The sequence below is a fragment of the Sphingobium sp. genome, assembly GCF_036170395.1.
In the GTDB taxonomy this organism is placed as follows: Bacteria; Pseudomonadota; Alphaproteobacteria; order Sphingomonadales; family Sphingomonadaceae; genus Sphingobium.
Map to the genome: position 1 here is coordinate 74,245 of NZ_JAVHPD010000007.1, position 17,617 is coordinate 91,861.

The window sequence follows — 17,617 nt, forward strand, 5'->3', positions numbered from 1 at the left end:
ACAGATCGTTGAAGCCGCGCTTCACGCCGCTTCCCGCTGCCTCACGGTGCGGAACTCGATCTTCTTCTCATAAGGCGCGCCGACGATCATCCGCTGCACATAGACGCCCGGCAGATGGATCGCATCGGGATCGAGCGTGCCCACCGGCACTACTTCCTCCACCTCGACCACGCAGATCTTGCCGCAGGTCGCGGCCGGCACGTTGAAGTTCCGCGCGGTCTTGCGGAAGACGATATTGCCGCTCTCGTCCGCCTTCCACGCCTTGACCAGGCTCAGGTCCGCGAAGATGCCCCGCTCCAATATATAATCCTGCCCGTCGAACGTCTTGACTTCCTTGCCCTCTGCCACCTGCGTGCCGACTCCGGTCTTGGTGTAGAAGCCTGGGATCCCCGCCCCGCCGGCCCGCATCCTCTCGGCCAGCGTCCCTTGCGGACAAAACTCTACTTCCAGCTCGCCCGCCAGATATTGTCGCTCGAACTCTTTGTTTTCGCCGACATAGGAGGAGATCATCTTGCGCACCTGCCGGGTCCGCAGCAGCTTGCCGATGCCTTCATTGTCGATACCGGCATTGTTGGAGGCGAAGGTCAGATCCTTGACCCCGCTGTCGCGCACCGCGTCGAGCAGCCGCTCAGGGATGCCGCACAGGCCAAAGCCGCCTGCCGCGATCAGCATCCCGTCCTTCAATATGCCATCGAGCGCCGCCTGCGCATCGGGGTAGAGCTTGTTCGCCATCCGCGTCTCTCCTTCTTGGCCCCACGCTAAAGCCGAAATAGGATCAGGAATAGCGATTGTTTTTTATCATTTATGATAAGCATCTCCTATGAAACGCATCGCCCTCTATCATTTCGAAACGCTGACCTGGATCGCCCGGCTCGGCACCTTCCAGGCGGCGGCCGAGCGGCTCAACACCACGCAGCCCGCCATTTCCGCCCGCGTCCGCGAAGTCGAGGATCAACTGGGCGTCAGCCTGTTCCGCCGCGAAGGCCGCCGCATGGTGCTGACGGCGCGGGGTCGCCTGCTGATCGAGGCGTGCGAGCCGCTCTGGACCGGCCTTGAGCAGACATTGCTCGAAGTCAGCGACTTTGCAGGCGCGAGCGGCATGATCCGCATCGGATCGGGCGAGATCGCCGCCGCCAGCTGCCTCCCCGCCTTCATCCAGGCGGTCGAGCGCGACCTGCCCGGCGTATCGATGGAGGTGGAGCTGGACCTCACCGCCCGGATGCTCCAGCAATTGCTCGGCGGCGCGCGCGACCTCGTCTTTCTCGCCGGCCCGGTCGCCAGTCCCAATATCCGCACCCAGCCGATCGGTTCGGTCAGCCTCGCGTGGGTCGCGGGGCGGCGAGTGGCGGCGGCCGGCGGCTTCGCGCACCCCCTTCCGGTCTGGTCGTTGCCCGACCCCTCACCCATCCATGCCGCGATGCGCGACGATCTGGCGCGGCAAGGCGTCGCCCCGCGATCGATCAACAGCTGCAACAATGTGCGGACGTTGATCGGCATCGTCGCGGATGGCGGCGGCGCCGCGCTGCTGCCCGAAACCATGGTCCGCGCGGCGATCGCCTCGGGGCGCCTCGTCGAAATCCTGCCCCGCCCGGAACGGGTGCTCCATTTCGAGGCCGCGATCCGCGCCCGCGAGCAGGAGCCGCTGGTGCTCGAACTGTTCCGCCGCACCGCCGACCTCCAGATCGATCCAGGACAGTCACCCGACTGAATTTTGCCCGCCGCGCCTCTCGACTTGCCCCGGCGGCCCCGTTTACAAGGCGCGCCATGATGAAGCTTTTTATCGGCAACAAGGCCTATTCCAGCTGGTCGCTGCGCGGCTGGCTGGCGTGCAAGCTCTCGGGCTTGCCCTTCGAGGAGGTCGTCGTCCCCCTTTATGATGAGGCATGGGAGAAACGGCGCGAGGGCGACGAGTTCGCCCCGTCCTCGGGCAAGGTGCCGATCCTGTGGGATGGCGACGATATCGTCGTGTGGGACAGCCTCGCCATCGTCGAATATCTCCATGAGAAAAGCGGCGGCAGCCTTTTCTGGCCCGCCGATCCGGCAGCGCGCGCCATGGCCCGGTCGATGGCGGCGGAGATGCACAGCAGCTTCGCCGCGCTTCGCCGCGAGCATAGCATGAACATCCGGCAAATCTTCCCGGCCGTCCCGCCGTCCGAAGCGGCGGCGCAGGATATCGGACGGATCATGGTGCTCTGGGCGCAGGCCCGCGCCCGCTACGGCAGCGGCGGCGAATTTCTGTTCGGGGAGTTCGGCGCGGCCGACATCATGTTCGCGCCGGTCGTCACCCGCTTCATCACCTATCAGCTTCCCGTTGCTCGCTTCGCCGAAGCCTATATGCGCGCGATCATCGCCCATCCCTGGATGCAGGAATGGATCGGCGGCGCGCAGGCGGAGGATTGGGTGATCGACCGTTTCGAGGGACCGCCGCAGACGGTCTGAAACGCCGCCGGCTCAGCCAAAATCGTAAAAGGGCCGTATCTCGATCTCGCTTGGCCCCGGCATCGGATTGGGACAGCGCTTCGCCCAGGCGACCGCCTCTGCCATGTCCCTGACCTCCCATATCCAGAAGCCCGCGACCAGCTCGTTCGGGTGGTCGAACGGCCCGTCGATCACGCTGCGCGCCTCACCATCAAACGCGATCCGTTTGCCCGCCGACGATGGCTGGAGCCCGTCCGCCATCACGAAGATGCCGGCGTCCCGCAGGGCGTCATTATAGCGGCCCATCGCCGCCATCATCGCTTCGCTTTCGGGCGACGGCGCAAAGCCGGCTTCGCTGTCTCTCGTCGCCTTCACCAGCACCATCACGCGCATGACCCGGCTCCCTTGCCGCCCTAATCCTCGACGATCCGCAGCAGCTTGCGCTCGACCGGGGCGAGCACTCCCTGCAATTCCTGTCCGCGCTTCAGCACCTGTCCGCTCTCGCCGACCAGCGCCCACATGCCCTGGCGGTGGCGCAGCGCCGGGCGCTTCTCGATCCGATATTCCGGCCGCTCGGCCGACCGGCGGAAGGCGCTGAAAATCGCGGCCTCCCGCCCTATGTCCATCGCATAGTCGCGCCAGTGCCCAGCCGACACCATCCGGCCATAGAGGTCCATGATCTTCTGCAATTCCAGCCGGTCGAAGCCGACCTGGCCGGCGCCAGCCGCCGCCGAATGCGGAAACGGCGTCACATTGGTCATCAGGCCCGGCCGCGCTCCTGAACCAGAGCGAGTTCAGGCTGCGCCGGCATCTGCTCGCGTTCGGCCAGCAGCGCCGCCAGCCGCCGCTGCAATTGCTCGACCTCGGCCTGCAACTGTTCGATCTTGTGCTTTTCGGGATCGAAGCAATCGGTGCATGGCGTGCCATAGGGCATGAAGTCGCGCTGATAGGCGGTCACATCGACCAGCATCGGCCGCGCCGGGATGCCGACCATCGTCGCGCCCTCCGCCACATCCTTGGTCACCACGGCATTCGCGCCGACCCGCGCGCGCGCGCCGACCTCGATCGGCCCCAGCACCTGCGCGCCCGACCCGACGATCACCCCGTCGCGCAGGGTCGGATGCCGCTTGCCCGCAATGCCATTGGCCGGATCGGTCCCGCCCAAAGTCACATTCTGATAAAGCGTCACATCGTCACCGATCTCGGCGGTCTCGCCGATCACGGTAAAACCATGGTCGATGAAGAAGCGCTTGCCGATCTTCGCGCCCGGATGAATGTCGTTGCCGGTCAGGAAGCGCGAGACATGATTGACTGCCCGCGCGAGGAAGAACAACTGCGCGCGATATAGCCGATGCGCCACGCGATGAAAAGCGAGTGACCAGACGCCAGGGTAAAGCAGGACTTCCGCGCGCGACCGCGGCGCCGGATCGCGCGCCTTGATCGAATCCAGATAGGCAATGAGGCTGCGCACCATCCCGACGTCCCTGACCAACGGATATTCTCTTGTGTGCGCCCGCATATAGTGGGAACGCTCCGCATTTTCCAGACGGCGGGCTAATTGCGCTTCGCGGGGCGAAACAGAAACTTGCTTGGCGACCTCAGTTATTCCAATCATGGCGCTAGACAATGCACATGAAGGGTATCGCATGATCGACACGCTCGTCGCCCATTTCGGCGACATCTGGCCCTTCATCCTGATCGGTTTCGGCGCGCAGATGATCGATGGCGCGCTCGGCATGGCCTATGGCGTGATCTCCAGCACGCTGCTGCTGACGATGGGCGTTCCCCCCAGTCGCGCTTCGGCCAGCGTCCATCTGGCCGAAACCTGCACGACCGGCGTCTCGGCCATCAGCCATATCCTGCACCGCAATGTCGACTGGCGGCTGTTCGCCAAGCTCATCATCCCCGGCGTCATCGGCGGCGTCACTGGCGCTTACCTCTTGTCCAACATCGACAGCAGCGTCCTCAAACCCTTCATCCTCACCTATCTCGCGCTGATCGGCATTTACCTCATCTGGCGCGGCTTTCATCTGCCGCCCAAGCAGCGCGATCCCAAATGGGTCGCGCCGCTCGGCCTGGTCGGCGGTTTCATGGACGCGACCGGCGGCGGCGGCTGGGGACCGATCGTCACCTCCAACCTGCTGCTCCAGGGGTCGAGCCCGCGCCACACCATTGGCACGGTCAACACGGTCGAATTCGTGCTGACCAGCGCCGTCAGCCTGACCTTCCTCATTCATCTTGGGTGGCAGAATTTCACCACCTACACGATCGGGCTGCTGATCGGCGGCGTGATCGCCGCGCCGCTCGGGGCGATGCTCGCGCGGCATGTCGCACCGCGCATCCTCTTCTCAGCGGTGGGCGTGATCCTGACCGTGACCTCCGTCTTCGGCGTCGCCAAATATCTTGGATATATTGGCTAAGGCGCTTATATTCGGCTTTCTGATCGAGGAAGCCGATAAATGTCCAGCTATTTGCCGACGCTCAAGCAGCTCCAATATCTGGTGGCGCTAAAGGAGCAGGGCCATTTCGGCAAGGCGGCGGATAGCTGTTTCGTCACACAGTCGACTCTGTCCGCCGGCATCCGCGAACTGGAATCGCTGATCGGCGTCACTCTGGTCGAGCGCACCCGGCGCGTCGTCCGCTTCACCGCTCTCGGCGACCGAATCGTGGAAAAGGCGCATCGCGTCCTGCGCGAGGCGGAGGAACTCGCCGCCATCGCCGAAGCCTCCAACAAGCCGCTGACCGGCGAGTTGCGGATGAGCGTGATCCCGACCATCGCCCCCTTCCTCCTGCCCCGCTTGCTCCCCCGGCTGCGCGCCGAGCGGCCCGAACTCAAACTCTATCTGCGTGAGGAAACCAGCCAGGCCGCCATCGAATCGCTGCGCCACGGCCATGTCGACTGCGTGCTGCTGGCTTTGCCCTTCCCCATGGGCGAACTGGACAGCGAAATCCTGTTCCAGGACCGGCTCTACGTCGCCTTCCCCCGCGACGAACCCAGCAACCCGCCCGACTGGATCGAACCCGGCATGATCGACGAAAGCAAGCTGCTCCTGCTGGAGGACGGCCATTGCCTCAAGGATCATGCGCTCGCCGCCTGCAACCGCCCCGATCTGCGCGCCAGCACGACGATGATGGGCACCTCGCTCCACACGCTCGTGCAGATGGTCGACAATGGCCTTGGGGTCACCATGATCCCCGAAATGGCGATCGCCGGCGGCATATTGGAACATACCAGCATTACCGCCCGCCCGGTCGAATCCGACCGCGCCTCCCGCGAGATCGCCCTCGTCTGGCGCCGCAACAGCCCGCGCGAAAAGGAATTCCGCCTGCTCGCCGGCATCTTGCGCGACGCGGCGGAAACCAGTTGCCGATTGCCCGAAGCGGCCTAACTGCCCTTCCCCTTGATGGGAGAGGGATGCGCAGACTTGGCAGCGCGCTGCCTAGTCGAAGCTGGGTGAGGGTGAAAGCGACCTCGCGAAAATCAGCAAACGTCGCCCCAGCCCCGCGCCCTCGCCTCATCCTCGGCCCGCGCCTCGACCCAGGCTGTCGCGCCGTCCCCGAAATATTCCTTCTTCCAGAAGGGCGCTTGCGATTTCAGCCAGTCGATCAGGAAAGCGCAGCTTTCCAGCGCCGCCGTGCGATGGCGCGACGCTGTGCCGACGAACACGATCCGCGCGCCCGGCTCCAGCCGTCCGAAGCGGTGGATCACGCTGACACCCAGCAGCGGCCAGCGACCCCACGCCTCCTCGACGATCCGCTCGACCTGCGCCTGCGTCATCGCCGGATATTGCTCCAGCTCCAGCGCGATGAGCCCGCCTTCGCCCCTCACCACGCCGGTGAAGCTCGCCACCCCGCCGCCGCCCAGCGCCTCCAGCGCCGCCAGTTCGGCCGCGACATCGAAATCCTCCGCCTGGATCGAAACCCGCCTCATCCGCCCGTCACCGGCGGAAAGATCGCGACTTCGCGCGCGTTGCCGATCGCCGTGTCGAGCGGCACGAAATGCTGGTCGATCGCCGCGCGCAGCCGCGCCGGATCGCCCAGCGCTTCGGCATAGCCCCCGCCCCGCGCCGCCAGCATGGCGATCAAGTCCGCGACTGTCGCGCCCGCCGCCGGTCGCTCGACCTGCTCCTCGTCGCGGCCAACGCCTTCGCGGACCCAGGCGAAATAGACGACCGTCAGCCCCATCCCGTTCAAACCCCGTCAGTCCATATGCTTGATGCCGACGCGCAGATAATCCCAGCCGGTCACCAGCGTCAGGATCGCTGCCGCCCAGAGCGTCACAATCCCTACCATCTGCACGAAGGGAAATTGCGGCACCGCGCCGGCCAGGATCAGCGCGCCGAGCGCGATCAGCTGGAACGTCGTCTTCCACTTGGCCAGCCGCGACACCGGCACCGACACCTGCAATCCGGCCAGAAACTCGCGCAGCCCCGATACCGCGATCTCGCGCAGCAGGATAATCATCGCAGCGATCACATGCGGCCCGGCAATGTCGCGCGTCGCCGCCAGCATCAGGATCACCGCGCCGACCATTATCTTGTCGGCAATGGGATCAAGGAACACGCCGAGCTTCGACACCGTCCCCTGCGCCCGCGCCAGATAGCCGTCGAAATAATCGGTCACGCCCATCAGGCAGTAGAGGCCGAACGCCAGCGCATAGCCGGTGGTCCAGCGCGCCCCCTGCCCCCCGCTCGCCATCTCCTCTGGCCACAGCAACGCGACCAACAGCGGCACCGTCAGGATGCGCGAAAGCGTCAGCACATTGGGCAGCGTCAGCATGGCCGGCAAGTGCCACAGTCGGGCACGCGGCACAAGCAAGCCCTGCATGCGGTGCGCTTGGCATTGGACAGCAACCGCCCCAGGCGCTAGACCGCGCCACGATCGGCAACGGGAAAGAAGATCCCCCTTCACATGCAAGCCTCTCTCAGGCTCTTGAACAAGCGCCGTTTTCTGCCCTTGTTCATCACCCAGCTGCTGGGCGCGTTCAACGACAATCTGTTCAAGAATGCGATGGTCCTGTTCGTCGTCTATCAGGTCTATAATGACGAAAAGTCGGAAACCTGGTTCTCGGCGCTGGCGACCGGCCTCTTCATCCTGCCCTTCTTCCTGCTATCCGCTCTGTCGGGGCAGCTGGCAGACCAGCGCGACAAAGCGGTCATCATCCGCTGGGTGAAAGCCGCCGAAATCGCGATCATGGCCGTGGGCGCGCTCGGCCTTGCCCTCATCTGGAGCGGTATCGCCGTCCACACGCTGGCGATCCCGCTGCTGCTTGCCGCGCTGTTCGCCATGGGCATCCATTCCACCTTCTTCGGCCCGATCAAATATGCGATCCTGCCCCAGCATCTGCATGACGATGAAGTGCTGGGCGGCACCGGCCTCGTGGAAGCCGGCACCTATATCGCGATCCTCGCCGGCACCATCCTCGCCGGGTTGATCCCGATAGAGGCGGCGGCGGTCTGCATCATCGTCACCGCGTTGATCGGCTATGCCGCCGGGCGAAAAGTGCCGCCCGCCCCTTCGCTGCTGGAAGCCCAGCCGATCGACTTCCACATCATCCGCTCCTCGATCGCGCTGGTGCGCGGCACGATGCACATCCGCCGGCTGTTCCTCGCGATCATGTCGATCAGCCTGTTCTGGGCGGTCGGCTCGATCCTCTTCATCCAGTTTCCGCCCTTGGTGAAAAATGTGCTGACCGCCGACAAGCCAGTCGCGAGCCTTTTCCTTGCCATCTTCTCGATCGGCATCGCCATCGGGTCGATCGCGATCAATCGCCTGCTTCAGGGGCATGTCTCGGCCAAATATGCGCCCGCCTCGGTGATCGGCATGGGCCTGTGCATCGTCGCCTTCCACATCGTCTGCGATCTCTGGACCCCGGCGCCCAATGGGCAGATGCTCTCGCTCGCCGGCTTCCTCGCGCATCCGCTCGCCTGGCCGCTCTCGCTCTGCCTGCTCGGCGTCGCGACCTTCGGCGGCATGTTCGTCGTGCCGCTCTACGCCTTCCTCACCACCACGGTCGAGAAATGCGAGGCGGCGCGCACCGTCGCCGCCAACAATATCGTGAATTCCGGCGCGATGGTGGCAGGATCGCTTTGCGCGATCGGGCTCAGCCTCGCGGGCATGTCGGTGGTGATGCAGTTACTGCTGGTCGCTTTCCTGTCGCTCCCCTGCGCGGCGCTCGCGTGGAAGCTGCACAAGGCGTGCGACTGAGCCGTGACGGCGCGCCGATCAGAAGATGAAGCTGTAGAAGGCCGTGAAGAAAGCGCAGAAGCTCAGCGCAAACAGCTTCCAGTCGCTGTCGTCGTCGCGCACCCGGCGCGTCCGCTCCGCCTTCTCGTCGGCAATACGCAGCACATGCGCGGGCAGCCGCTGCCGGAAAGGATGGCGGGCCGATTCGGTCGTAAGGACGAGGGGACGGGTTCGCATAGCAATGCGTTAACGCAAAATTTACCATGCGGACCACTGCCGAAACTGGTTAAAATTCCGCTGTCCCGCACCGGGACAGGCTTGACTGTATCATATGAATAATACAGCATGATCGAACCGATGAGCGACTCCGCCCCCGCCGATCCCGCCGCCCTGCCGCCGCGCGACTTCGGCGCAGGCCCGCCCAGCGCCTTCGCCCCGCCCACCCCCTGGCGCAGGCGCATGCAGATTTTCGGCTGGATCGTCGCTGCGGGTCTCGCCCTGCTGATGATCCTCATCGCCTGGCTGGCGGTGACGGCCCCGCTCTCCCGGTCCTTGAAGCCCATCGCGCCGCCCAGCATCAGCCTCATGTCAGCGGACGGGCATCTGATCGCCCGGCGCGGGGCTGTGATCGACCGGCCCGTCACCATGGCCGAACTGCCCGCCCATGTTCCGCAAGCCTTCATGGCGATCGAGGATCGCCGCTTCCCGAGCCACTGGGGCGTCGATCCGCGCGGCATCGCGCGCGCCATGTGGCACAATCTCTGGTCCGATGGCGCGTCGCAGGGCGGCAGCACCATCACCCAGCAGCTGGCGAAAGGCGTGTTCCTCTCCAGCGACCGCACCTTCGGCCGCAAGGCGCGCGAGGCGCTGATCGCGGTCTGGCTGGAGGTCTGGCTGACCAAGGACCAGATCATGGAGCGCTACCTCTCCAACGTCTATTTCGGCGACAATGTCTACGGCCTGCGCGCCGCCGCTCGCCATTATTTCAACCGCTCGCCCGATCGCCTCACCATTCCGCAGGCGGCGATGCTGGCGGGGCTGCTCAAAGCGCCCTCCCGCCTTGCGCCCACCACCAACCTCAAGGGCGCGCGCGCCCGCGCCGCCTTGGTCACCCAGGCGATGGTGGATTCAGGCTATATCAGCCAGGCGGAGCGCAACGCTCTGCCGCCAGCTCGGCTCAACGTGCATGAGGAGGCTGATCCCACCAGCGGCACCTATTTCGCCGACTGGGTGCTGCCCCAAGCGCGCGACCGGGCCGGCGCGGTCTATGGCGAGCAGAATATCGATACCACGCTCGACTGGCGCATCCAGCGCCTGGCCGAAGCCGCGATCCGCCGCGCACCACTCGGGAGCGCGCAGGCCGCGCTGGTGGCGATGAAGCCCGACGGCAGCATCGTTGCCATGGTCGGCGGCAAGAGTTACGCGAAGAGCAGCTTCAACCGCGCAGTCCAGGCCAAGCGCCAGCCTGGCTCCACCTTCAAACTGTTCGTCTATCTCGCCGCCTTCCGCGCCGGCATGACCCCCGACGACATGGTGGACGACACGCCGATCACGACCGTCACCTATCGGCCCGCCAACCATGGCGGCAAATATCGCGGCCGCATCACCCTGCGCCAGGCGTTCGCCGCGTCGAGCAACGTCGCCGCCGTGCGCCTGACCCAGAAGGTCGGGGTCGACGCTGTCATCAAGGTCGCCCGCGACCTCGGCGTCACCGCGCCGCTGACCGAGGATCTCAGCCTCGCGCTCGGCACGTCGGAAATCCCGCTCATTGAACTGGCCGAAGCCTATGCGGCGGTCGCGGCGGGCGCTTATCCCGTCGTCGCCCATGGCCTGCCGCCCGAGGAACAGGGCTGGTTCGAGCGGCTGATGCAGCGGCAGCGCCGCTTTGGCGAGGACCAGTTGGAAATGATCCGCGATCTCCTCTCCTCCGCCGCCAATCGCGGCACCGGCAGCGCGGCGGCGCTGCGCACCAGCACTTTCGGCAAGACCGGCACGACGCAGGACAGCCGAGACGCGATCTTCGTCGGCTATGCCGGCGGCCTCGTCACCGCCGTGTGGATCGGCAATGACGACAATGCCCCGCTGCCCGGCGGCGCGGCCGGCGGCGGCGTGCCCGCGCGCATCTGGCGCAATTTCATGAGCGGCGCGATCAACGAGCCGGTCGAGGATACGTCCGATGCCGAGCAGGATCCCGATCTGGTCAACGCCATCGCCAATGTCGCGGTCGAAACCGGCATCGGCAATGTCGGCGTCGATGTCGATGAGGACGGGCTGACCGTCAATATCGGCCCCAACCAGATTCGCGTTCCCGTCGATGGGGCACCGGCCTCAGACGCGCCGCCGCCGCGAGTCGCGCCGACCCTGCCCGAGGAAGAAGAGTCCGAACCCTGACCTCCCGATATGGTTAACGACGTCTCGTCCGCGCCGCCGGCAACTGCCGCAATGGGCGCATCGACAAGGTTAACGGCGGCCATCCGGGCTAATCTGGATCAATTTCTCAGTCCCGGCGATCAAGCCGTTGGCTGGAAAGGATTTTACCTGGCTTGCCGATCGATGATATGGATAGCGCAGTTCCCATAGGGCAGGGCCGCGCCATGGATGATCGATCGGACACTGAAACGCGCTCCGAGAAGGCGCTCGCCGCCCGCTGGAGCCTGACCGCAGAAGCCATGGAGGCGCTCGCCGGCGCGCGCTCGCTCGACGCTGTCACCTCGGTCCTGCGCGCCTTCGCCCGCCGCGCCGTGGGGGCGGACGGCATCGCGATCGTCCTGCGCGACGAGGACAAATGCCATTATGTCGCCGAGGATGCGATGGCCCCGCTGTGGGCCGGGCAGCGCTTCCCGATGCAGCGCTGCGTGTCCGGCTGGGCGATGCAGAACCAGCAGACCGCCGTTATCCCAGACGTGTTCCTCGACCCGCGCGTGCCGGTGGACGCCTACCGCGAAACCTTCGTCCGCAGCATGATAATGGTGCCGATCGGCCGAACCGACCCGATCGCGGCGGTCGGGGCCTATTGGTCCGAAACCGGCGCACCGACCGACAACCAGATCGCGCTACTGGAAGCGCTGGCCCGCGCCGCCTCCACCGCGCTCGAAAATGGCCGCCTCTTCGCCGCGCTGGAGGGGTTGAACGCTGAGCTGGAGCAGCGCGTGCGCGACCGGACCCGCGATCTCGAACGCTCGCAGGACACGCTGCGCCAGGTCCAGAAGATGGAGATGCTGGGCCAGCTGACCGGCCATGTCGCGCATGATTTCAACAATCTGCTCACCCCCATCATGGGCGGCCTCGACCGCATATTGTCGGGGCAGCTTTCGCCCGACCAGCTCGCCCGCACCGCCGGCGTGGGGATGCAGGCGGCCGAAACCGCGCAAACGCTGGTGCAGCGCCTGCTCGCTTTCGCCCGCCGCCAGCCGCTGGTGCCCACTGCCGTTCACCTGCCCGATCTGCTGGCGGGCATGACGGCGCTGCTCGAAAGCACGCTCGGACCGCGTATCACGATCGGCATGGACGTGCCGGCGCATCTTCCGCCGGTCCATGCCGACGGGCATCAGCTTGAGCTCGCGATCCTCAACCTCGTCGTCAACAGCCGCGACGCCATGCCCGACGGTGGCAGCCTCCACATCCACGCCGACCTGCACGAGGACGGCCTGCCCGCCCCGCTTGGCCCCCGCCCCTATGTCTGCCTGACGATCGCCGACACCGGCATCGGCATGAGCCCGTCGGTCAAGGCGTCGGCGATGGAGCCCTTCTTCACCACCAAACCGACCGGCCATGGCACCGGCCTTGGCCTCTCCATGGCGCATGGCCTTGCCGCCCAGCTCGGCGGCGCGCTGGAGATCGACAGCGACGTGGGCATGGGCACGCGGGTCCAGTTCTGGCTGCCGGTCGAGCGCGCGAAACCGCGCGCGGAGGAGGCCGACCCGCTTCATCTGCCCCCCGGCCGCTCGAAAGGCAGCATCCTGCTGGTCGACGACAATGCGCTGGTGCGCGCCAGCACGCGCGGGATGCTGGAGGATATGGGCTATGACGTGGTCGATATCGACCAGGCAGAACTCGCCATCGGCATGATCGAGGCGGGGCACCGGCCCGACATCGTCATCACCGATCATGTCATGCCCGGCATGACCGGCGCGGAGCTGGCGCTGCGGCTGCGGTCGGAACATCCCGCCATCGCCCTGCTCATCATCTCGGGCTATCAGGGCATAGACCTGATCGCGCCCGACGTGGTCCGCCTCTCCAAACCCTTCCGCCGCGCCCATCTCCAGGCGAGCATCGGCGCCGCCCGCGCCCAGGTGGCGTAAAGCCCGCTTGGCGGGAGTGCACAGGGCCGCTACGAACCCGGCGTGACATATCCCACCGACATCGTCCTCGTCCTCGCACGCGCCGATAATGGCGTGATCGGCAAGGATGGCGACCTGCCTTGGCGCTTGCCCGCCGACCTCAAACATTTCAAGGCGCTGACCGCCGGCCATCCGATGCTGATGGGGCGGCGGACCTTCGACAGCCTGCCCGGCCTGCTGCCCGGCCGCCGCCATATCGTGCTGACCCGCGATCCCGACTGGGCCGCGCCGGGGGCGGAAGCCGTGCATGATATCGATCAGGCGCTCGCCCTTGCCGCCGCGCCGACGCTGATGGTGATCGGCGGCGCGGAAATCTACCGCCTGTTCCTGCCGCTCGCTACCCGCATCGAACTCACCGAAGTCCATATCGAGGCCGATGGCGACGCCGCCATCGCCTACCCTGATCCCGCGCTATGGCGCGAGACCGCGCGCGCCGATTATCCCGCCACGGACGGCCGCCCTGCCTACAGCTTCGTCACCTTTGGGCGAGCGGATTGCCACACCCCTGACCTCCCCCTATAGGCGCGCGCATGGAGCGGCTTTCCAGCAGCGCCCCCGTCCCCGCCGCTCTGCGCGGGAGCGTCATGGCGCTCGGCAATTTCGACGGCTTTCACGCCGGCCACCAGGCGGTGGTCGGCCGCGCCATTGAGCGCGCGCGGGCCGAGGGCCGTCCCGCGATCGTCGCCACTTTCGATCCGCACCCGATGCGGCTGTTCCGGCCCGACACCCCGCCCTTCCGCCTCACCACGCTCGACCAGCGCGAAGCCCTGTTCGCGCGCGCCGGTGCGGACGCGATGCTGGTGTTCGATTTCACCGCCGCTCTCGCCGCCCTCTCGCCGCGGGCCTATGTCGATCTGCTGACCAGCCAACTCGGCGTCGCGGCGGTGGTCACAGGGGAGGATTTCACCTTCGGCAAGGACCGCAGCGGCACGGTGGAGAGCTTCGCCGCGCTCGGCCTGCCTGCGCAAGCCGTCGCGCCCGTGTCCGACGAAGCGGGCATCATCTCCTCCAGCCGCATCCGCACAGCGCTGAAGGCCGGCGATTGCGACACCGCCGCCCGCCTGCTCACCCGCCCCTTTGCGATCCGCGGCATGGTGCAGCATGGCGACAAGCTCGGCCGCACCATCGGCTTCCCCACCGCCAATATCGACATGGGCGCCTATCTCCGCCCCGCCTACGGCATCTATGCGGTGCGCGGGCTGCTCGCTGATGGCCGGGTGCTGGACGGCGCGGCCAACCTTGGCATCCGCCCCAGCTTCGATCCGCCCAAGGAATTGCTGGAGCCGCATTTCTTCGATTTCGCCGAGAGCCTCTACGACCAGAGCATCGAGGTCCAACTCATCCGTTACCTCCACGCCGAGCGCAAATATGACGGCCTCGACGCGCTGATCGCCGGCATCGCGCAGGACTGCGCCGACGCACGGCAAATCCTTGCGGGAACGCCCACGCTCGCGTAGGGCGACGCTTCACCATTTCCCGTTCGTGTCGAGCGAAGTCGAGACACACGGCCGAGCGAAGTCGAGGCTTCGCACAGCCCTCCTTCGTCGGGCCGGCCCTTCGACTTCGCTCAGGGCGAACGGCGTTTCGACTGACCGGACCCGCATGACCGACGCACCCGACTATAAAACCACCGTCTTCCTGCCCCAGACCGACTTCCCGATGAAGGCTGGCCTTGCGCAAAAGGAACCGGCCATCGCGGCGAAGTGGGAGGCGATGGACCTCTACGGGCGTCTGCGCGAAAGGCGCGCCGGCCGCGACCGCTTCATCCTCCATGACGGCCCGCCTTACGCCAACGGCGACATCCATATGGGCCATGCGATGAACAAGGTGCTCAAGGACATCATCGTCCGCTCGCAATCCCTGCTCGGCAAGGATGCGCCCTATGTACCCGGCTGGGACTGCCACGGCCTCCCCATCGAATGGAAGATCGAGGAGGAATATCGCAAGAAGAAGCTGAACAAGGATGAGGTGCCCCCGTCCGAATTCCGTGCCCAGTGCCGCGCCTATGCCGACAAATGGGTCGGCGTGCAGCGCGAGCAGTTCAAGCGGCTCGGCATCATGGGCGATTGGGAAGACCCCTATCTCACCATGAAGTTCGACGCCGAGGCGACGATCGTCGGCGAACTGCTGAAATTTGCCGAGAGCGGCCAGCTCTACCGCGGCGCGAAGCCGGTGATGTGGTCGCCGGTGGAAAAGACCGCGCTGGCCGAGGCCGAGGTGGAGTATGAGGACATCACCTCGACCCAGATCGACGTGGCGTTCGAGATCGTGGAAGCGCCGAACGCGCCCGAACTGGTCGGCGCCCATGCGGTCATCTGGACGACGACGCCCTGGACGATCCCGGTGAACCAGGCGCTCGCTTATGGGCCGGAGATTGAGTATGTTTTGCTTGAGACGTACCGAGGCGATGCCTCGTGGTATGTGCCTGGCAAGCCAATACCGCAGGTCCAAAGCTACAAGTATGTGATCGCTAAAGAACTGGTGGAGCAATTCCACAAGCGCGTAGAATTTGGGCTTCCGTCTTTTCCGCCTGGCGAAATCCTTAAGGTGTTTAAAGGCTCCCAACTCGCCGGAGCCATAGCCCGCCACCCAATCTACAACCTCCTCCGTCATCCCGGCGAAAGCCGGGATCCCGCTTCTTCTTTCAACGCCACCCAAGGCAGCGAGACCCCGCATCAAGTCCGGGGTGACGATTGGGAGCGGCAGCTCGCCTTCTTCGCCAAGCCCCGCCCCTTCCTCCCCGGCGATTTCGTCACGACCGACGCGGGCACCGGCCTCGTCCACATGGCCCCCGACCATGGCGAGGACGACTTTGCGCTGTGCAAGGCGCACGGCATCAACCCCGTCTTCGCGGTCGAGGGCGACGGCAAATATCGCGCCGACTGGGTCTGGCTCGGCGGCCAGGGCAGCGTCATCAATCCCAAATTCGTCAGCAAAGACGGCCCGATCTGCTCGGACCTCCGCGCCGCCGGCGCATTGCTCGCCGCGTCGGACGACTTCCGCCACAGCTACCCACATAGCTGGCGCTCCAAGGCGAAGATCATCTTCCGCGCCACCCCGCAATGGTTCATTCCGATGGACCAGCCCCAGCAGGGCGAAGTCGCGGATAGCGACGGCGGCGTCCTGCCGACGCCGATCATCGCTACCAACGGCCCCACCCTGCGCGAGATCGCCCTCGACGCCATCGCCCACACACGCTGGGTGCCCGAGCGCTCGACCAACCGCATCCGTTCGATGGTGGAGGGCCGCCCCGACTGGGTCATCTCCCGCCAGCGCGCCTGGGGCGTGCCGATCGCCCTCTATGTCCATCGCAAGAGCGGCAACTATCTAGTTGATCCGGCGGTCAACGCCCGCATCGTCGAGGCGTTCGAGGCCGGCGGCGCGGACGCCTGGTTCGGCGCGGACCATCAGGCGCTGCTCGGCCCAGATTACGACCTTGCCGACTATGAAGTCGTCAACGACATCCTCGACGTCTGGTTCGACAGCGGCTCGACCCACAGCTTCGTGGTCGAAGGGCGCTATGGCGAAGGCGTGCGCGCCGACCTCTATATCGAGGGGTCGGACCAGCATCGCGGCTGGTTCCAGTCATCGCTGCTCGAAAGCTGCGGCACGCGCGGCCAGGCACCCTACAAGGCCGTCCTCACCCACGGCTTCGCGCTCGACGGATCGGGCAAGAAAATGTCCAAGAGCCTCGGCAACGTCGTCGATCCGCTCAAGATCATGGCCGAAAGCGGCGCAGACATCTTGCGCGTCTGGGTCGCCAGCACCGACTATTTCGATGACGTCCGCATCGGCAAGGAAGTGCTGGCCGGCGCGTCCGACGCTTACCGCAAATTGCGCAACACATTCCGCTACATGCTCGGCGCTCTGTCCGACTATGATGAAGAGGTGGAAGCCGTCGCCTACGCCGACATGCCCGAGCTGGAGCGCTACATGCTTCACCGCCTCGCCCAACTCGACGCGGAACTGCGCGCCGTGGTGGACAAGAGCGCCGACAGCGAAAGCTGGCTCGAATTTTCCCGCTACACCCGCGCCATCTTCGACTTCGCCAACAGCGACCTCAGCGCCTTCTTCTTCGACATCCGCAAGGATTGCCTCTATTGCGACGCGAAGTCGGACCCCAAGCGCCGCGCCTATCGCACCCTTCTCGACACGCTCTTCCACGCGCTCGTCCGCTATGTCGCGCCGATCATCCCCTTCACCGCCGAGGAAATCTGGCAAAGCCGCTTCCCAAGCGACGAGGACAGCGTCCATTTCCTCGAATGGCCGGAGGTCGACGCGCGCTGGATCGACAATCATCTCGCCGACAAATGGACCGAACTGCGTTACCAGCGCGATCAAGTGAACGAGGCGATCGAGCCCTTCCGCCGCGAAAAGCTGATCCGCTCCAGCCTGGAGGCCGACGTCACCATGGGCGAAGTTTTGCCCAGCGACGGTGTGAACTTCGCCGAAATCGCTATCGTCGCCCGGGTCGAAATGGGCGTCGGCGACGGCATCGTCGTGAAACCGAGCGACTGGCATAAATGCGGCCGCTGCTGGCGCTTGCTCCCCGAAGTCGAGGAAGACGGCGCTCTCTGTAACCGCTGCGACGCGGTGCTGGCGCAATGATCCTGCGTCTCATAGCGCAGTGCTCCGGCGAAAGCCGGAGCCCAGGGTCGGCGGGCGCGACCTTC

General features: G+C 65.8%; 18 protein-coding genes. 10 read left to right on the forward strand and 8 right to left on the reverse strand.

Annotated elements, in window-relative coordinates; translation table 11 throughout:
* Positions 1–21: 21 nt before the first annotated feature.
* The gene (locus V2B31_RS01915; RefSeq protein WP_328274767.1) at positions 22–732 is read right to left on the reverse strand and encodes a CoA transferase subunit A; all 711 of its coding nucleotides are present in this window, start codon (positions 730–732) and stop codon (positions 22–24) included.
* A gap of 88 nt (positions 733–820) precedes the next feature.
* Between V2B31_RS01915 and V2B31_RS01920 the strand changes: the two genes are divergently transcribed.
* Positions 821–1,708, forward strand: coding sequence for a LysR family transcriptional regulator (locus V2B31_RS01920; RefSeq protein WP_328274769.1), 888 nt, complete (start codon positions 821–823; stop codon positions 1,706–1,708).
* Positions 1,709–1,764: 56 nt separating this feature from the next.
* The gene (locus V2B31_RS01925) at positions 1,765–2,439 is read left to right on the forward strand and encodes a glutathione S-transferase family protein (RefSeq protein WP_328274771.1); all 675 of its coding nucleotides are present in this window, start codon (positions 1,765–1,767) and stop codon (positions 2,437–2,439) included.
* A 12-nt stretch (positions 2,440–2,451) separates the two neighbouring features.
* Here V2B31_RS01925 and V2B31_RS01930 read toward each other — a convergent pair whose 3' ends face one another.
* From V2B31_RS01930 to epsC, 3 genes are read right to left on the reverse strand one after another with little or no spacing between them, the layout of a single operon-like run.
* Positions 2,452–2,811 (reverse strand): YciI family protein, encoded by a 360-nt coding sequence (locus tag V2B31_RS01930; RefSeq protein WP_328274773.1) that lies wholly within the window; start codon positions 2,809–2,811, stop codon positions 2,452–2,454.
* A gap of 20 nt (positions 2,812–2,831) precedes the next feature.
* The gene (locus V2B31_RS01935) at positions 2,832–3,179 is read right to left on the reverse strand and encodes a DUF2794 domain-containing protein (RefSeq protein WP_328274775.1); all 348 of its coding nucleotides are present in this window, start codon (positions 3,177–3,179) and stop codon (positions 2,832–2,834) included.
* The gene (gene epsC / locus V2B31_RS01940; RefSeq protein WP_328274777.1) at positions 3,179–3,892 is read right to left on the reverse strand and encodes a serine O-acetyltransferase EpsC; all 714 of its coding nucleotides are present in this window, start codon (positions 3,890–3,892) and stop codon (positions 3,179–3,181) included. The genes V2B31_RS01935 and epsC overlap by 1 nt, the downstream gene beginning before the upstream one ends.
* A gap of 172 nt (positions 3,893–4,064) precedes the next feature.
* On the opposite strand from epsC, the gene V2B31_RS01945 reads away from it, so the two are divergent.
* Positions 4,065–4,838 (forward strand): sulfite exporter TauE/SafE family protein, encoded by a 774-nt coding sequence (locus V2B31_RS01945; RefSeq protein WP_328274779.1) that lies wholly within the window; start codon positions 4,065–4,067, stop codon positions 4,836–4,838.
* Between the two features lie 39 nt (positions 4,839–4,877).
* The gene (locus V2B31_RS01950; RefSeq protein WP_328274781.1) at positions 4,878–5,807 is read left to right on the forward strand and encodes a hydrogen peroxide-inducible genes activator; all 930 of its coding nucleotides are present in this window, start codon (positions 4,878–4,880) and stop codon (positions 5,805–5,807) included.
* A 92-nt stretch (positions 5,808–5,899) separates the two neighbouring features.
* Here V2B31_RS01950 and V2B31_RS01955 read toward each other — a convergent pair whose 3' ends face one another.
* Genes V2B31_RS01955 through pgsA form a run of 3 tightly spaced genes read right to left on the reverse strand, consistent with a single transcriptional unit; the run spans position 5,900 to position 7,197 of the window.
* A complete protein-coding gene (locus tag V2B31_RS01955) occupies positions 5,900–6,349 on the reverse strand; it encodes a molybdenum cofactor biosynthesis protein MoaE (RefSeq protein WP_328274783.1) in 450 nt (149 codons plus the stop codon).
* Positions 6,346–6,603 (reverse strand): molybdopterin converting factor subunit 1, encoded by a 258-nt coding sequence (gene moaD, locus V2B31_RS01960; RefSeq protein ID WP_328274785.1) that lies wholly within the window; start codon positions 6,601–6,603, stop codon positions 6,346–6,348. Before moaD ends, V2B31_RS01955 begins: the two co-directional genes overlap by 4 nt.
* A gap of 15 nt (positions 6,604–6,618) precedes the next feature.
* The gene (gene pgsA, locus V2B31_RS01965) at positions 6,619–7,197 is read right to left on the reverse strand and encodes a CDP-diacylglycerol--glycerol-3-phosphate 3-phosphatidyltransferase (protein ID WP_328275191.1); all 579 of its coding nucleotides are present in this window, start codon (positions 7,195–7,197) and stop codon (positions 6,619–6,621) included.
* 132 nt (positions 7,198–7,329) lie between these two features.
* Here pgsA and V2B31_RS01970 point away from each other — a divergent pair, with 132 nt between their 5' ends.
* Positions 7,330–8,625, forward strand: a complete 1,296-nt coding sequence (locus V2B31_RS01970; RefSeq protein WP_328274787.1) for an MFS transporter — start codon at positions 7,330–7,332, stop codon at positions 8,623–8,625.
* A gap of 18 nt (positions 8,626–8,643) precedes the next feature.
* Here the strand turns inward: V2B31_RS01970 and V2B31_RS01975 are convergent, their stop codons facing one another.
* Positions 8,644–8,841, reverse strand: a complete 198-nt coding sequence (locus V2B31_RS01975; protein ID WP_328274789.1) for a hypothetical protein — start codon at positions 8,839–8,841, stop codon at positions 8,644–8,646.
* Between the two features lie 108 nt (positions 8,842–8,949).
* On the opposite strand from V2B31_RS01975, the gene V2B31_RS01980 reads away from it, so the two are divergent.
* The 5 genes from V2B31_RS01980 to ileS all read left to right on the forward strand — a co-directional run bounded on the left by V2B31_RS01980 (position 8,950) and on the right by ileS (position 17,552).
* The gene (locus V2B31_RS01980) at positions 8,950–10,995 is read left to right on the forward strand and encodes a transglycosylase domain-containing protein (RefSeq protein ID WP_328274791.1); all 2,046 of its coding nucleotides are present in this window, start codon (positions 8,950–8,952) and stop codon (positions 10,993–10,995) included.
* 203 nt (positions 10,996–11,198) lie between these two features.
* The gene (locus V2B31_RS01985; protein WP_328274793.1) at positions 11,199–12,905 is read left to right on the forward strand and encodes an ATP-binding protein; all 1,707 of its coding nucleotides are present in this window, start codon (positions 11,199–11,201) and stop codon (positions 12,903–12,905) included.
* A gap of 42 nt (positions 12,906–12,947) precedes the next feature.
* Positions 12,948–13,466, forward strand: a complete 519-nt coding sequence (locus tag V2B31_RS01990) for a dihydrofolate reductase (protein WP_328274795.1) — start codon at positions 12,948–12,950, stop codon at positions 13,464–13,466.
* An 8-nt stretch (positions 13,467–13,474) separates the two neighbouring features.
* Complete coding sequence (locus V2B31_RS01995) at positions 13,475–14,401, forward strand: bifunctional riboflavin kinase/FAD synthetase (RefSeq protein WP_328274797.1); 927 nt, start codon at positions 13,475–13,477, stop codon at positions 14,399–14,401.
* Positions 14,402–14,546: 145 nt separating this feature from the next.
* Positions 14,547–17,552, forward strand: a complete 3,006-nt coding sequence (gene ileS / locus V2B31_RS02000; RefSeq protein WP_328274799.1) for an isoleucine--tRNA ligase — start codon at positions 14,547–14,549, stop codon at positions 17,550–17,552.
* The last annotated feature ends 65 nt before the right edge of the window (positions 17,553–17,617 follow it).

Bases quoted from the DNA above. Each gene is read 5' to 3' on its own strand.
- V2B31_RS01915 (WP_328274767.1), bottom strand. From the start codon at position 732: ATGGCGAACAAGCTCTACCCCGATGCGCAGGCGGCGCTCGATGGCATA.
- V2B31_RS01920 (WP_328274769.1), top strand. From the start codon at position 821: ATGAAACGCATCGCCCTCTATCATTTCGAAACGCTGACCTGGATCGCC.
- V2B31_RS01925 (WP_328274771.1), top strand. From the start codon at position 1,765: ATGATGAAGCTTTTTATCGGCAACAAGGCCTATTCCAGCTGGTCGCTG.
- V2B31_RS01930 (WP_328274773.1), bottom strand. From the start codon at position 2,811: ATGCGCGTGATGGTGCTGGTGAAGGCGACGAGAGACAGCGAAGCCGGC.
- V2B31_RS01935 (WP_328274775.1), bottom strand. From the start codon at position 3,179: ATGACCAATGTGACGCCGTTTCCGCATTCGGCGGCGGCTGGCGCCGGC.
- epsC (WP_328274777.1), bottom strand. From the start codon at position 3,892: ATGGTGCGCAGCCTCATTGCCTATCTGGATTCGATCAAGGCGCGCGAT.
- V2B31_RS01945 (WP_328274779.1), top strand. From the start codon at position 4,065: ATGATCGACACGCTCGTCGCCCATTTCGGCGACATCTGGCCCTTCATC.
- V2B31_RS01950 (WP_328274781.1), top strand. From the start codon at position 4,878: ATGTCCAGCTATTTGCCGACGCTCAAGCAGCTCCAATATCTGGTGGCG.
- V2B31_RS01955 (WP_328274783.1), bottom strand. From the start codon at position 6,349: ATGAGGCGGGTTTCGATCCAGGCGGAGGATTTCGATGTCGCGGCCGAA.
- moaD (WP_328274785.1), bottom strand. From the start codon at position 6,603: ATGGGGCTGACGGTCGTCTATTTCGCCTGGGTCCGCGAAGGCGTTGGC.
- pgsA (WP_328275191.1), bottom strand. From the start codon at position 7,197: ATGCTGACGCTGCCCAATGTGCTGACGCTTTCGCGCATCCTGACGGTG.
- V2B31_RS01970 (WP_328274787.1), top strand. From the start codon at position 7,330: ATGCAAGCCTCTCTCAGGCTCTTGAACAAGCGCCGTTTTCTGCCCTTG.
- V2B31_RS01975 (WP_328274789.1), bottom strand. From the start codon at position 8,841: ATGCGAACCCGTCCCCTCGTCCTTACGACCGAATCGGCCCGCCATCCT.
- V2B31_RS01980 (WP_328274791.1), top strand. From the start codon at position 8,950: ATGATCGAACCGATGAGCGACTCCGCCCCCGCCGATCCCGCCGCCCTG.
- V2B31_RS01985 (WP_328274793.1), top strand. From the start codon at position 11,199: ATGGATGATCGATCGGACACTGAAACGCGCTCCGAGAAGGCGCTCGCC.
- V2B31_RS01995 (WP_328274797.1), top strand. From the start codon at position 13,475: ATGGAGCGGCTTTCCAGCAGCGCCCCCGTCCCCGCCGCTCTGCGCGGG.
- ileS (WP_328274799.1), top strand. From the start codon at position 14,547: ATGACCGACGCACCCGACTATAAAACCACCGTCTTCCTGCCCCAGACC.